The following is a 13326-nucleotide window of genomic DNA, read 5'->3' as shown; positions in this document are numbered from 1 at the left end:
TTTCCAACTGTTGTCCCCCTCGACTGGGCAAATTCCTAAGCATTACTCACCCGTCCGCCGCTCGACGCCCATCAAATCCACCGAAGCTTCAATGATGTCGTTTCCGCTCGACTTGCATGTGTTAGGCCTGCCGCCAGCGTTCAATCTGAGCCATGATCAAACTCTTCAATTAAAAAGTTTTTTGGAGTCCGAAAATTTCGACTCAATGAATTACTGAATTAACTTGTTATAGTCACTCAGTGCAACATTGATATATGAGATATCAATCCTGCGCGAGTGCCCACACAGATTGTCTGACTAATTGTTAAAGAGCGCGTCTCTCATCGAGACAGGAGGCGCATTCTACGCGACTCTCCGTGGCGGTCAAGGGCTAATTCGCTGCCTTGGCGCCGAGTGTCGAAGTTTTGCTCAGCGTCCGTTTTCCTTCCGCTTTGCCCCGTCGACAGGAAGCGCATTATAGGGGGGGAATTTCTGTTGGCAACAGGAAAATCCCCTCCACGAACCGATTGGCTATTTTTTACCCAGAAGCCACTGGACAGCGCTAGCCAGGTCATCGGCAATCCAGTCTGCGCCACTGGCGCCATCCACCGGTTTGCCACTGCGAACCTGAATGCAGGTGGCCACACCCGCATTACGTCCCGCGTCAACATCGCCCGGTTTGTCTCCCACCATGACAGAGGCAGCCAGATCCAGTTGATGTTCCTGAGTTGCCTGCAGAAGCATGCCGGGATTGGGCTTGCGACACTGGCACTCTCCCACATATTGAGGCAAGCCCTTCTCAGGGTGATGAGGGCAGAAGTAAACCCCCAGCAGAGGTGCACCGGCTTCGGCAAAGCGCTCACTCATCCACTGACTCAAGGTTTGGAACTGCTCTTCAGTATAATAGCCACGAGCAATGCCCGATTGGTTGGTCACCACCACCAGTTGATAGCCTGCCTTATACAGTCTGGCACAGGCTTCCAGCGAGCCGGGGACAAACTCAAACTCATCGATATTATGGACATAGCCGTGATCCAGGTTGATCACGCCGTCCCTATCCAAAAACACTGCTTTACGCACAGGCATACCTGTCTGCTCAAAACTCAATGGGGGTATTATCGATAAAGCCCTTGTGAACTCAAGGGACAGGGAAAGGAATTGAGGCCAAAAAAAAGCCCGCTTACCGCGGGCTCAATCACAATTGGGGAGAGTTCTTTCCAAGATACCATCGCTGCCGCAACGCTCCACACCCATCTGACCACCAGACACAAAGCAGTCATTTTGTTGATGGGGGAGCCATTACGTAGGGAAAGGGGCCTCTGTGTGCAAATCCCAACGTGCTCTCATACAGGCACCAACTGTACGGAGCCATGGCAAATGAGTAAAATGAATTGACACCATGAAGTAGATTCCATTTTGGCATGAACACAACCATACGTTCCCTCAACTGTTTCCTGGCTTTGGTGAAATGCGGCAACTACACCAAAGCAGCCGATCAGTTGTTCATGACACAGCCGACACTAAGCAAGATGATTCAAAGGCTTGAAGAGAGTCTTGGGACGCCTCTCCTGGTTCGAAGCAACCAGGGCATTCGATTGACGCCCGCCGGAGAGCACCTGAAGCAGACCTCAGAGAGCATCGTAGGCCAATGGCATCGGTTGCAACAAGAGTTGGGAAGTTTGACCGACCTCACGTCAGGCACCTTGCGCCTGGGCATCTGCCCCATGCTCAGCAGCCTGATGATCGAACTGCTGTCCCAGTTCCGTCAGCGCTATCCCGGGGTGGTATTGAAGATGTCTGAGTATGGGGGCTATGGCTGCGAACAAGCGCTCATCGCCGATAAGCTGGATATCGCCTTCACCGCCCTGCCAGTCACTCACTCAGAGCAGCTGGATTATAAGCAGTTGGCCCAATACCCCTTGTGGGTGTGTCTGCCTCACTCCCACCCCCTGACTGAAAAGACCTCCATTCAGTGGCAGGACTTCCACAATGAGTCCTTCGTCCTATACAACGAGGACTTTTCCCTGGCTCAGTTGATCAGCCGGCTCAGTCAACAAAATGGCGTCAAGCTCAAAGTGGCATTCCGCAGTGGCCAGTGGGACTTTCTGGCAACCATGGTGGAAAATGGTATGGGTCTTGCCCTGCTGCCCGCCCCCATCTGTCAGAAGCTTAACAGTGCCAAGTTGACCTTCCGCCCCATGGAGCCGGCTCTGTATTGGGATCTGGCCCTTATCTGGCGTAAATCCCTGCCACTGACTCCAGCCGCCGACGCGCTGCTGACACTCAGCCGCAACTTCGCGCCCGGGGACCTGGCACTCGAGGAGTACAACATATAGAGGGTTAATCTCCACCGGACAATTAAACTCAATACGTCCTATTCGGCTCCATGGAAGCCAGTAGCATGGTGGACACCAACTGCACCTGACTGCTGGTGCCCGTCTTCTTCAGGCAACTCTTTATCTGCTGCCTGACCGTTTTCACCGATACCCCACGAGATATGGCGATCTGTTCGCTGGTCAATCCGCTGCACAGAGCGCGACAGATCCCTGCTTCTGCCTGGGTAAGAGAGAACAGCTCGGCAATCCACTCTGCCTGAGGAACCCGGCCACCACTGCAGGGTTCAAAGGTCACCAACAGCGCACAACCACTCTGTTCGCCCCAAATGCCCCCGGTGCTCCAATTCCAGGGGCGCACATGCAACCACACCCGACCTTGCCGCCAGGTCAGTAACTCTCGACCTGGGCCTTCACTCCCCTTGCCGTCCATAAACTGTATCGACTCATGCCGTAGCCGGTTGAACAGCAACTGATGATCGGTCTCGGAAAAGCGGAACTCACTCTCGCGTCCGGTCAGCACCCCCGTTCCTTTGGCAAAAAGTTCAGCCTGATGGTTGCGGTAAAGAAGCTTACCCCCTGGCGTGCAGATAAAGGTCGGAATGCTGCTGCTGTCAAACAAACCTATGAGCTGCGCCCGCTGAGTTTCCAGAAACTCCCGGCGCCGGACCATGGTGATGGCCTGCTCGATATGAGGCACAAACAGGTTCGAGGTTGTTACCTGGTCGTCGCTGTAGTGACTCTGATCCTGGCTGCGCATAAAACCCAGTTCGGTGATCAGCCCATCATCATGGGTAATCAGACAGCCTATGGAGTGTCGAATCCTGGAGGGTCGGGCAAAGTCGTTGTAAATTTCAGAGTTCAGAAACAGGTTATCTTCATAGACCCAGTGGCTGGCATGGAATTGGCCCGGTGGGTGGGGCAGCAGGGCCTGACTCCACACATCCACCTGGTAAAAATACTGGTTATACCGTTCGAAGTAGCGCTCATCGAATCCATAATCGTAAAAACCCAGGGGTTGGGAGTGCAGGCCCTCTCGGGCCAACAGGAAGCAGTGATTGGATTCACTGAACCCGGCTATCCCCTTCAAAACCTCAGTCCACAGATGGGGTTCTTCAACAGCCTGGTAGATCATCCTGATCAGTTCCGATTTCACCCTTGCCCACCTTGGCTTAGTCCACTGTCTGTTTTTTATACCAGATGGTAGATGACAGCAACATCAATCGAAACTAGATTCAATATCAATCTGATGGATTTGTTAGCGCCAAATCTTGTACGGCCCTTTTGGGAGCCTGTCGGCTCCCATTTTCTTTTCCACTCTATGTTGTTCACCCTACCCTGAAGAGATCTTGCTCCCCGCGAGTGCACTGCCCCAAATACCGTGACATTGGCAATGGATTACTCTACCCTCAATGAAAAAGGATATTGTATACAATTAGCATGGGCATCATAGACGCCGACACCATTCGCCGGGCCCTGCCCTACCCCAAATTGATAGACGCCCTGTTTCAGGCTTTCTGCAGCGAACTGACCGCACCCATGCGCCACCACCACGACATGGCCAACCCCGGCCACAGGGAAACCACCCTGCTGTTGATGCCTGCCTGGGAGAGTGGCGGCAAGGCCGGTGTCAAGATAGTCACCGTGGCACCGGAACACGCCCCCAGCATCAAGGGGCTCTATTTGCTGATGGACTTGGCCACCGGCACCCCGGAACTGATGATGGACGCACCGGCGTTAACCGCCAGACGCACCGCCGCCGCCTCAGCCCTGGCCGCCAGCCGTCTGGCGCCTAAGGACAGCTCCACCCTGCTGATGGTGGGCACCGGCGCCTTGTCTCTGGAGCTTATTCAAGCCCATTGTGCCGTGCGGCCCATCAATCGGGTGATGATTTGGGGACGAAATCACCACAAAGCCAGCTCAGTGGCTGAACAAGCTCGCCAGCTGGGACTGGAAGCCTGTGAGGTCCGCCATCTGGAGGCCGGCTGCCGGGAAGCCCAGATCATCTCCGTCGCCACGCTGTCTCAGCATCCACTCATCAAGGGAGACTGGTTGCAACACGGCCAGCACCTGGATCTGGTGGGCGCCTACCGGCCCGACATGAGGGAAGCCGATGACGAGGTAATCCGCCGATGCCAGCTGTTTGTGGACACCCGTCAGGGGGCCCTCAAGGAAACCGGGGATCTGGTGATCCCCTTGAGTCGGGGGCTGATTACACCAGACGATATCCAAGCCGACCTGTTTGAGCTCTGCCGGGGCCAGCACCCTGGCAGAACCCAGACGACACAGACCACACTGTTTAAATCTGTAGGCCACGCCTTAGAAGACCTGGCCGCCGCCAGGCTGGTGGCCAGCGCAGTGCAACCGAGTAACGATCATGAATAACGAACAACATCATTATCAGCAGCGCCGGCAGCGGCTGATGGACACACTGGGCAGCGATGCCGCCGTGATCCTGGCCGCCTACCCGGAGCGCATCCGCTCCAAGAACATCCATTATCGCTTCGTCCAGGACAAAGATTTTTACTACCTGACCGGCTTCGAAGAGCCCGACGCCGTTGCCCTGCTGCGCCCTGGCCATCCGCAGTCATTCATACTGTTCAGCCGTCCCAAGGATCCGGCCCAGGAGACCAGCTTCGGTAGCCGCGCCGGCGTTGAAGGCGCCATCAAGGACTTCGGTGCCGATGCGGCCTACTCCCTGGATGAACTGGATGCCAGGCTGCCGGACCTGCTGGAAGCGCGTACCGACATCCTCCTGGGCGATGAACAGGAACGGCTGGGACACAAGGTTTGGCAATGGTGTAATCACCAAAGGCGCAACACCAGGTTTGACCACCCCAAGCTGTACCGCCGCCTGCGTCCGCTGGCTGAAGTGCTGCACCCAATGCGGCTGATCAAAGATGAGATGGAGATCGAGCGCATTCGCCACGCGGTCTCCGCCAGCTGCCTGGCCCATCGACAGGTGATCGCCCACCTGAAACCCGGGGCGAACGAAGCTGAGCTCTCCTGCCTGTTCAACCTGGAACTGGCCCGTCACGACTGCATCAGCGACCCCTACCCCAACATCCTCGCCGGCGGCGAGCGAGCTATGTGCCTGCACTATGACCACAATAACCAGCCACTGGATGCGGAAACACTGCTGCTGATCGACGCCGGGGGAGAATATCGACACTACGCCGCCGACATCACCCGCACCTACCCGGTCAGCGGTCATTTCAGTGAAGAACAGGCGATCATCTACGACCTGGTGCTCGAAGCCCTAAACGCCGCCACCGGCCAGGCTAAGCCAGGCACACCTTGGAACAGGTTGTATGACGCCGCCATGGAGGTGATCAGCCGCGGTCTTATTCAACTGGGCATCCTGGAAGGCTCCCTAGAGCAGGTGATGGCGGAGGAGTCTCACAAGCCCTTCACCGTACACAAGACTGGCCACTGGCTGGGCCTGGATGTGCACGATGTGGGCCCCTATCAGGACGCTCATGGGCAGTGGCTCCCCCTGGAAGCCGGTATGGTGCTCACCATCGAGCCCGGCCTCTACTTCGGCGCCAATAACCCGCGGGTGTCCGAGCGCTGGCGAGGCATCGCCATCCGCATCGAGGATGACATCCTCATCACCACCGATGGCAACCAAGTCCTCTCCAAGGACGCGCCCAAGACCCGCGCTGAGATCGAATCTCTGATGCGTTGATTGCTCACGTCCCACCGAACTCTGCCACTTCAGGCAGAGTTCGTCTTTTTCACTGTTCTCCCTCGATTTTTTCAGCAATCGTCACCTTTTCCCATTTCACAAATGCAAATACGAATAACTATCAGTTTCATTTTTGAGATCTCGATCACACGCGTGCATCCGCTCGCGAGCACAGGGTTTAAATAATATCGATTCTCATTTAAATTTCGCTGCGTCCCATATTTAACCTACTGTTTCGTTGTCAGGAGATCTCAATGTCTCACCCCGTTCGCCCCCTGGCGGTTGCCGTGCTTGCCGCCCTGGGTTCCGCTCCCACCTTCGCCCAATCCCAGGACACCGCTTCCATTGAGCGGGTCGATGAGCGCATGGTGATTACCGCCATCTCCTTTGACAACTACAAGTCAGACTCCGCCAGGGGTGCGATGCGCTCCGACATTCCGCTGCTGGACACCCCACAGTCCATCACCGTCATTCCGGAGCTGATCGCCGATGAGCAGTTGGCCACCACCCTGAGTGAAGTGCTGATCAATGACGCCAGCGTCACCTCAGGCTCGCAGAAATGGAACCGGGAAGTGTTCAGCCTGCGAGGCTTCGAGCTCTCTTCCGGCAGCGGTTACCTGAGAAACGGGCAGCAGGCCTGGTCTCACTACGTTCACCCCATCGAGACCCTGGAGCGCATCGAGGTGCTTAAGGGGCCGTCCTCCATGCTCTATGGCCAGTCTGCCCCGGGTGGCCTGATCAACATGGTGACCAAAAAGCCCACCTACGACGCCATGTTTGAGTTTGCCTTCGATGTGGATGAGCACGGCTCCTCTCGCTTCCAGGCGGATGCCGGGGGCGCTCTAAATGAGACTGAAACTTTGCGCTACCGCGCCACTCTGGTGAAACAGGATGCGGAATACTGGCGTGAATACCAGGATGGCAGCAGTCAGGAGCGGGATCGCTTCCTGGGCGCCCTGGCCCTGGATTACGATCTGAGCAACTGGGGCAAACTCTCCGCCCACTACGACATGACCCAGGACAAGACCGGCATCGACCGGGGTGCCTGGCTGGACAATGACGGCAACATCATCGGTGACAAGGACACCATCTGGGACATGCCCTGGGCCTTCACCGATAACGAGGTGGAGAACTACGGCCTGGATATGGACCTCTACCTGAGCACCGACTGGACCCTGACCCTGGGCTTCAATCACCAGATGTTCTCCCGCCAGCGCCTGGACTCCAGCCCCAGCTACGACTCTTACGTGGCCTACCAGGAGGCGGGTTACACCGACGGTCGCTACGACTACACCGCCTTCGACCGCTATGACGACTGGCAGTACAGGACCTACTACGCCGATTTTAACGGCTACCTGGACCTCGCCGGCATGGAGCACCAGATCCTTATCGGCGCCAACATGCTGGATTACTACTATGGTCAGCTGCGCGACAAGGACCAGACCCAGACCTATGTGCCCGGCGAGCCCCTGCCGCCACGCCCCGATCTGGACTACAACCGCGACACCAGCCTGTATGAGTCCGAGTACAAGTACTATGGTTTCTACCTGCAGGATCTGATCACCCTGAACGAACAGTGGCAACTGCTGCTCGGCGGCCGCTTCGACATCCAGCGTAAGGATGGCCCCGGCAACAACAACGAGTCCTTCGTGCCCAAACTAGGCGCCATCTATCACCCTCAGGAAAACAGCAGCATCTACCTGAGCTACTCCGAGAGCTTCGAGCCTCAGGGCGTGGTGGCCAAAGAGGATGACGTCAATGACGGCATGGATCTGGATCCTGAGACCGGGAAATCCTGGGAACTGGGCAGCAAGTGGGAACTGGCCGATGGTCGCCTGATGGTGGACGGCGCCCTGTTCGAGATTACCAAGACCGACATCGCCGTGACCGAAGACCTGGGCAATGGCCAGACCAAGACCACCCAGGGCGGTGAGCAACAGCATCGCGGTTTCGAATTCTCCGCCCAGGGCCAGGCCTCCGAGCGCTGGTTTGTGATGACCTCCCTGATGTATCTGGATGCGGAGTACACCCATCACGATACCTACCAGGGCAAACGCCCTATCGATGCGCCTGAGTGGTCCGCTTCCGCCTGGACCCGTTACAAGATGAACGACCAGTGGGCCTTCAACCTGGGCGCCTTCTACGAGGGCGACCGCTACGCCGATCTGAACAACACCATCACCAAAGATGGCTATGTCCGCGTCGATGCCGGCGCCTCCTTCAAGATGATGATCAAGCAAGTGGAGATGAACCTCAGGCTCAACGTTGAGAACCTGTTTGACAGAGACTACATGGCCGGCGGCTCCTACTCCGATCTGAGCATCGGCGCCGAGCGCAGTTTCCGTCTGTCCGCCCAGTTCAACTACTGATTTTTACCCCGAAAAAGGCAGGCCCAAAGTGGCCTGCCTGTTTGCGTTAAAGGAACCAACCCATGCTGGCCAAACTCCATCGCTACCTGGCTGCCCTGGTCGCCCTGCCTCTGCTGCTGGTGATCTTCTCGGGCCTGCTGCTGGCCCTCACTCCCCTGCTCACCCCGGATGCGGAAACCAGGCCGACGCCTGCCCAGTTTCAACAGACCCTGGAGACCCTGGAACAACAGCAGGGCCCAATCCGCTTCGCCTTCGCCCTGCCCGAACACCAATTGGTGATGGTGGCCTTCGAGAGTCAGAAAGGGCGCCAGTTTTTGGACCTCTACAGCGGCGAGCCCGCCGAGTTGCCCTGGCAGTTTCAACTCAGCCGCTTCGCCAAGGGACTGCACGTCAACCTACTGGTGGACGCCAACTGGCTGGTGGAGTTGAGCACCTGGGTGATGCTGTTCCTCAGCCTCTCCGGACTGTTCCTGGCCCGGCCCAAGTCCCCCAAGGGGGCCATGGGTTGGCACACCGCCCTGGGCTGGTATGGTGCCCCCCTGATGCTGGTGGTCACCGTCACCGGTCTGCTGATGCTCCACCCTATGGGCGGTGAACAGCCTAAACAGGCGCCTCACCCCTCCCCCATGAGCCTGGACCGAGCCTTCGCCAAACTGGATGAGGTGGACGTGGCGGCCATGCGCATGGTGCGACGCCCCCCTCAGGGAGTCACCCTCTACTGGGAGAATGACCAAGGCACCCGCTGGCAGTGGCAACCGGATCAGCAGCAGAGTGCGGTCACCCAACCCACCCGCTGGACCCGCATCCTCCATGACGGCAGCTTTGGCGGCCGCCCTGCGGCCTTTATCTATGCCCTGCTGTGCATCAGCGCCCTGGTGCTCTGGGGCACCGGCTTCTACAACTGGGTACGTCGAGCCCGGCTGAGCAGACCGACCAAGGCCCCGGAAGGCGCCTGCCACCTGGTGGCCTACGCCAGTCAGACCGGCAGCGCCGCCGAACTGGCCAAGGACACCGGCTCTCTGATGGAATCGCGCGGTGACAAGGTGCATCTGTGCTCCCTGGCCCAGCTCAAGGCGGAAGATCTCAGCCAGTACCTGTCGGTGCGACTGCTGATCTCCACCTGCGGTGACGGCGAGATGCCCATTCAGGGCCAGGATTTCTTAGAGAGCCTGAAGCGGGTTAGCCTCAAAGGGGTGAGCTATCAACTGCTGGGCCTGGGCGACAGCCGCTATGCCAAGTTCTGTCAGGCAGCTCATGATCTGGATGGCGCCTTGCGACGCAGTGGCGCCTCACTGGTGGGCGGGCTTGCTCTGGCCGACGGTGACCCGACCCAGGTGTGGCAACGCTGGGCCGGTGCAACCGACAGTGAACAACCTCAGTCCATGGCCAACACTGTCTCTCTTAGACTCGAAGACAAGATGCGTTTGGATGATGGCCAGGGGCACACCCGGGAAACCTGGCGTCTGCGCTTTAGCTGCGCGGAGCCCCTCAGCTATCGCTGCGGCGATCTGCTGAAGCTGCGGCCCGCCCAGGGCGGTACCGAACGCGCCTACTCCATCGCCTCGGCCCCTGACGGCAACGGCCTGGAGATCTGCGTGACCCTGCACCAGTGGCAGTTGGATGACGCCCCCCGTATCGGCCTGATGTCCGGGCAGCTGTGCCATGAATCGCAAGTCGGCGATTTGCTGGAAGGTCGCATCGCCGCTCACCCCGGCTTCAGACTGCCGGAGGACTGCTCTCCCATCATCATGGTGGCCGCCGGCTGTGGCATCGCCCCCTTCATGGGCTTTATCCGTCAGCGTCCGCAACTGCGCAACTGGCTGCTGTTTGGCAATCGCCATCGGCAGGGCGACTTCCTCTACGGTGACCAACTGCTCCAGCACCAGCAAAGCAGGGCCCTGGATCACCTGGACCTGGCTTTTTCCCGGGACCAGCAACAGAAGGTTTACGCCCAGGACCGTCTTGAACAAAATCCGAAGCGGGTCGGCGCCTGGCTGGAGCTGGGGGCCCACGTCTATGTCTGCGGTCACCAGTCCCTGGGTGAAGGAGTGCGCCAGGCACTGCTGTCGGTTTTCATCTCTCAGGGCTCAGGGCCTGAGCAGGCTCAGGAGCAGCTGGACCAACTGATCAAGCAGGGTCGCTATCACGAAGACCTGTTTTAGCCCAGCTTTACCCTATCAAGCGCGCCGGTAAGGCGCGCTTTTTTTGTGGCGGACAATTGACCAAGCAAACTGAGGTGGGATCACGTAAAATGGCGCCTTTGACTAATTAACAAGAGCATGACCCATGGCGATTAACTGGTTCCCGGGCCATATGCATAAGGCGAGAAAAGAGATCGCCGAGCTGATGCCGCAAATTGACCTCATCATCGAGGTGTTGGATGCGCGCATCCCATTCAGCAGTGAGAACCCTCTGGTCCCCAAGCTCAGAGGCGATACCCCCTGCATCAAGATCCTCAACAAGAGCGATCTGGCCGATCCGGAGATGACCGAGCGCTGGCAGACCTATCTGGAACAGGAGAATGGCGTGAAAACCATCGCCCTGACCCAGAAGAACAAGTCCCAGGTAAAAAGCCTGCTGACCCTGGCCAAAGAGATGGTGCCGAAAACCCCGCTGCGTGCCCTGATCCTGGGGATCCCCAACGTGGGCAAATCCACCCTGATCAACACCCTGGCGGGCCGTACCATAGCCAAGACCGGCAACGAGCCCGCGGTCACCAAGGCCCAGCAGCGCATCCGTCTCGAAGACCACATTGTGTTGCACGACACCCCTGGCTTCCTGTGGCCCAAGCTGAGCCCGGAGGAGTGTGGCTATCGTCTGGCCACCACAGGCGCCATCAAGGACACCGTGGTGGAGTACGAAGAGGTGGCCATGTTCGCCGCCGAATACTTGCGCACCACCTACCCTGACGCCCTGTGCCAGCGCTACAACCTGGAAGAGCTGCCGGAAGATGACATCGGTGTGCTGGACGCCATTGCCGCCAAGCGTGGCTTCCTGCGTCGGGGCGGCATCGCCGACCTGCACAAGGTCTCTGAAATCTTGCTGCACGAACTGCGCGCTGGCTCGCTAGGCGCCCTGACTCTGGAAACCCCGGAACTGGTGGAGAAAGAGAAGGCCGAAGAGGAGATTCGCGCCGCCAAGGCCGCCGAAGAGAAGAAAATTAAAGAAGAGCTTCGCGCTGCCAAAAAGCGTAAACGCCGTAAATAATCGAAACCCGCCAATAGGCGGGTTTTCTTTTATAAATCGCAGGGCTGCTCCATTTCGTACACCACCTCGGTGGCCAACTCCATTCTGCCCAGGATGGCCACCCTGGCATCCTCCAGCCCCTTGTTGTAACACAAGGTTCCCAGACGCTGCAGCATAAAGTCCAGCAGGAAGCCCGCCTCGAACTGGCCCAGATCCTGGTCCATCTCCTGCTCGCTGTACTCTTGCAGCGCTTCGACCAGCGCCTCACGCTGTTCCTTGGTCAAATCAACCGGGTTCACATCGGCTCCATCAATAAATCTGCTGAGAGAGCCAGTGTATCTTCTCACCCAGAACGCCGCCAGACGCACTATCCCATCACATAGCTGATGGCGGCGATCACCGCCCCCTGGGGATCCTTGATCCAACAGAAACGTCCCACTTCAGGAATGTCCTGGGGCCCGTAGAGCAGCTCGCCGCCCAGCTCCGTCGCCTTGGCGGCCACCGCATCCACATCGGTAACGGTGACATAGCCGGTCCAGGCGGTGGGCATGCCTGGCTCCGGGCTCTGCATGATGCCGCCCACTCCGGCGCCATCGTTCTCAATGATGTGATAGGTGCCCATCTCCATCTGCTGCTCCTTGAAGCTCCAGCCAAACAGGGCACCATAAAATGTCTTGGCGCCTTCGGGGTCAGAGGTCGACAATTCCTGCCAGCTGTGGGCACCGTGAGTCTCGAAGGGTGAACCCATGTTGCGCTCCTCAGTATGGGGTGGCCTGAGGCTAAAGTGTAGACAGCTTCAAAGCCCGAGTGAGCAGAAATAGAGCACTCACCCTGTTCACAGCCGGGTTTTGTTCACAGCTTAGGCGGTTGAACGCCCTGCCCCTTTACAGCATCCCGCTGGTTCACTAACATGCATCCCCGTTGGAGAGATGGCTGAGTGGTTGAAAGCACCGGTCTTGAAAACCGGCAAGGGTTAATAGCCCTTCTAGGGTTCAAATCCCTATCTCTCCGCCATACATAAAGAAGCCCGCCTAGTGCGGGCTTTTTGCTTTTCTGTGTTCGAAGAAAGAGGAGAGATGGGGTGAAGAAGCCTAGCCGGGTTCGCAACGAGCGAAGCGAGTAACGCCGCAGGCGGCCGTACGAAGTGAGGGTATCAATCCCTATCTCTCCGCCATACATAAAGAAGCCCGCCTAGTACGGGCTTTTTGCTTTTCTGTGGTCGAAGAAAGAGGAGAGATAGGGTGAAGAAGCCTGGCCGGGTTCGCAACGAACGAAGCGAGTAACGGAGCAGGCGGCCGAACGGAGCAAACAACGCCAAATGCGGCCTAGTGAAGAGAGGGCCCCTGTCGCTTCGCATACACAGAGAAGCCCGGCCCATGCGGGCTGTTTTAGTCACAGCAAGAAATCTCCACATAATCCACTAAGAGGAATAAGTTCAGAATAGAGTTAAAATTCATATTTAAAGTTCAATAATTAATGCAAGCATGAATTAGATCTATGCGTCCAAATAAAACGCCGAACATTTCACATTGCGCTAACGTATTTATCAATGCGGCAAAATAAACCTCTATTCAAACAAAAATGGAATGCAATAGGGAAATATTGTTTATGCATCGAGCGCAATACCCCCCCGACAATCCAAAAACAGTGCATTCGTAATAAAAAACTATCGTAATTTCTCGTTTCTTTATTGACTAAGAGTCATGAATGATCAAAAGTGTTTCATCAATGACGGATGGCTAAGTGTGCCTCAAGACAATGGTAAGACCAT

At 57.3% G+C, this 13326-nt stretch carries 10 protein-coding genes, 1 tRNA gene and 1 rRNA gene; 7 read left to right on the top strand and 5 right to left on the bottom strand.

Annotated elements, in window-relative coordinates; translation table 11 throughout:
• Together G505_RS0103730 and gmhB are read right to left on the bottom strand one after the other, a co-directional pair.
• A 16S ribosomal RNA gene (locus G505_RS0103730) occupies positions 1-172 on the bottom strand; the annotation flags it as partial.
• A gap of 338 nt (positions 173-510) precedes the next feature.
• Positions 511-1065 (bottom strand): D-glycero-beta-D-manno-heptose 1,7-bisphosphate 7-phosphatase, encoded by a 555-nt coding sequence (gene gmhB / locus G505_RS0103725; protein WP_035385024.1) that lies wholly within the window; start codon positions 1063-1065, stop codon positions 511-513.
• 335 nt (positions 1066-1400) lie between these two features.
• On the opposite strand from gmhB, the gene G505_RS0103720 reads away from it, so the two are divergent.
• Positions 1401-2315: a LysR family transcriptional regulator gene (locus tag G505_RS0103720; RefSeq protein WP_028108359.1), complete on the top strand. Its 915-nt coding sequence runs from the start codon at positions 1401-1403 to the stop codon at positions 2313-2315.
• 28 nt (positions 2316-2343) lie between these two features.
• Here G505_RS0103720 and G505_RS0103715 read toward each other — a convergent pair whose 3' ends face one another.
• Positions 2344-3468, bottom strand: a complete 1125-nt coding sequence (locus G505_RS0103715; RefSeq protein ID WP_028108358.1) for a helix-turn-helix transcriptional regulator — start codon at positions 3466-3468, stop codon at positions 2344-2346.
• A 284-nt stretch (positions 3469-3752) separates the two neighbouring features.
• Here G505_RS0103715 and lhpI point away from each other — a divergent pair, with 284 nt between their 5' ends.
• The 5 genes from lhpI to ylqF all read left to right on the top strand — a co-directional run bounded on the left by lhpI (position 3753) and on the right by ylqF (position 11576).
• Positions 3753-4697, top strand: a complete 945-nt coding sequence (gene lhpI, locus G505_RS0103710) for a bifunctional Delta(1)-pyrroline-2-carboxylate/Delta(1)-piperideine-2-carboxylate reductase (RefSeq protein ID WP_028108357.1) — start codon at positions 3753-3755, stop codon at positions 4695-4697.
• A complete protein-coding gene (locus tag G505_RS0103705) occupies positions 4690-6000 on the top strand; it encodes an aminopeptidase P N-terminal domain-containing protein (RefSeq protein ID WP_035385023.1) in 1311 nt (436 codons plus the stop codon). The genes lhpI and G505_RS0103705 overlap by 8 nt, the downstream gene beginning before the upstream one ends.
• 254 nt (positions 6001-6254) lie before the next feature.
• Positions 6255-8369: a TonB-dependent siderophore receptor gene (locus tag G505_RS0103700; RefSeq protein WP_035385022.1), complete on the top strand. Its 2115-nt coding sequence runs from the start codon at positions 6255-6257 to the stop codon at positions 8367-8369.
• 62 nt (positions 8370-8431) lie between these two features.
• Positions 8432-10531 (top strand): PepSY domain-containing protein, encoded by a 2100-nt coding sequence (locus G505_RS0103695; protein ID WP_028108354.1) that lies wholly within the window; start codon positions 8432-8434, stop codon positions 10529-10531.
• 124 nt (positions 10532-10655) lie between these two features.
• A complete protein-coding gene (gene ylqF, locus G505_RS0103690) occupies positions 10656-11576 on the top strand; it encodes a ribosome biogenesis GTPase YlqF (protein WP_028108353.1) in 921 nt (306 codons plus the stop codon).
• A gap of 29 nt (positions 11577-11605) precedes the next feature.
• On the opposite strand, the gene G505_RS0103685 is transcribed toward ylqF, so the two are convergent.
• Together G505_RS0103685 and G505_RS0103680 are read right to left on the bottom strand one after the other, a co-directional pair.
• The gene (locus G505_RS0103685; RefSeq protein WP_028108352.1) at positions 11606-11854 is read right to left on the bottom strand and encodes a DUF2164 domain-containing protein; all 249 of its coding nucleotides are present in this window, start codon (positions 11852-11854) and stop codon (positions 11606-11608) included.
• Positions 11855-11922: 68 nt separating this feature from the next.
• Positions 11923-12303 (bottom strand): VOC family protein, encoded by a 381-nt coding sequence (locus tag G505_RS0103680; RefSeq protein ID WP_028108351.1) that lies wholly within the window; start codon positions 12301-12303, stop codon positions 11923-11925.
• A 175-nt stretch (positions 12304-12478) separates the two neighbouring features.
• Here G505_RS0103680 and G505_RS0103675 point away from each other — a divergent pair.
• Positions 12479-12569, top strand: a tRNA-Ser gene (locus G505_RS0103675).
• Positions 12570-13326: the final 757 nt, after the last annotated feature.

The sequence above is a fragment of the Ferrimonas futtsuensis DSM 18154 genome (assembly GCF_000422645.1).
GTDB classification, from domain to species: Bacteria; Pseudomonadota; Gammaproteobacteria; order Enterobacterales; family Shewanellaceae; genus Ferrimonas; species Ferrimonas futtsuensis.
This window is presented reverse-complemented; position numbering and strand designations above follow the sequence as displayed.

Excerpts from the sequence above, each read along its gene's own strand:
- gmhB (WP_035385024.1), bottom strand. The coding sequence starts at position 1,065 with ATGCCTGTGCGTAAAGCAGTGTTTTTGGATAGGGACGGCGTGATCAAC.
- G505_RS0103720 (WP_028108359.1), top strand. The coding sequence starts at position 1,401 with ATGAACACAACCATACGTTCCCTCAACTGTTTCCTGGCTTTGGTGAAA.
- lhpI (WP_028108357.1), top strand. The coding sequence starts at position 3,753 with ATGGGCATCATAGACGCCGACACCATTCGCCGGGCCCTGCCCTACCCC.
- G505_RS0103705 (WP_035385023.1), top strand. The coding sequence starts at position 4,690 with ATGAATAACGAACAACATCATTATCAGCAGCGCCGGCAGCGGCTGATG.
- G505_RS0103700 (WP_035385022.1), top strand. The coding sequence starts at position 6,255 with ATGTCTCACCCCGTTCGCCCCCTGGCGGTTGCCGTGCTTGCCGCCCTG.
- G505_RS0103695 (WP_028108354.1), top strand. The coding sequence starts at position 8,432 with ATGCTGGCCAAACTCCATCGCTACCTGGCTGCCCTGGTCGCCCTGCCT.
- ylqF (WP_028108353.1), top strand. The coding sequence starts at position 10,656 with ATGGCGATTAACTGGTTCCCGGGCCATATGCATAAGGCGAGAAAAGAG.
- G505_RS0103680 (WP_028108351.1), bottom strand. The coding sequence starts at position 12,303 with ATGGGTTCACCCTTCGAGACTCACGGTGCCCACAGCTGGCAGGAATTG.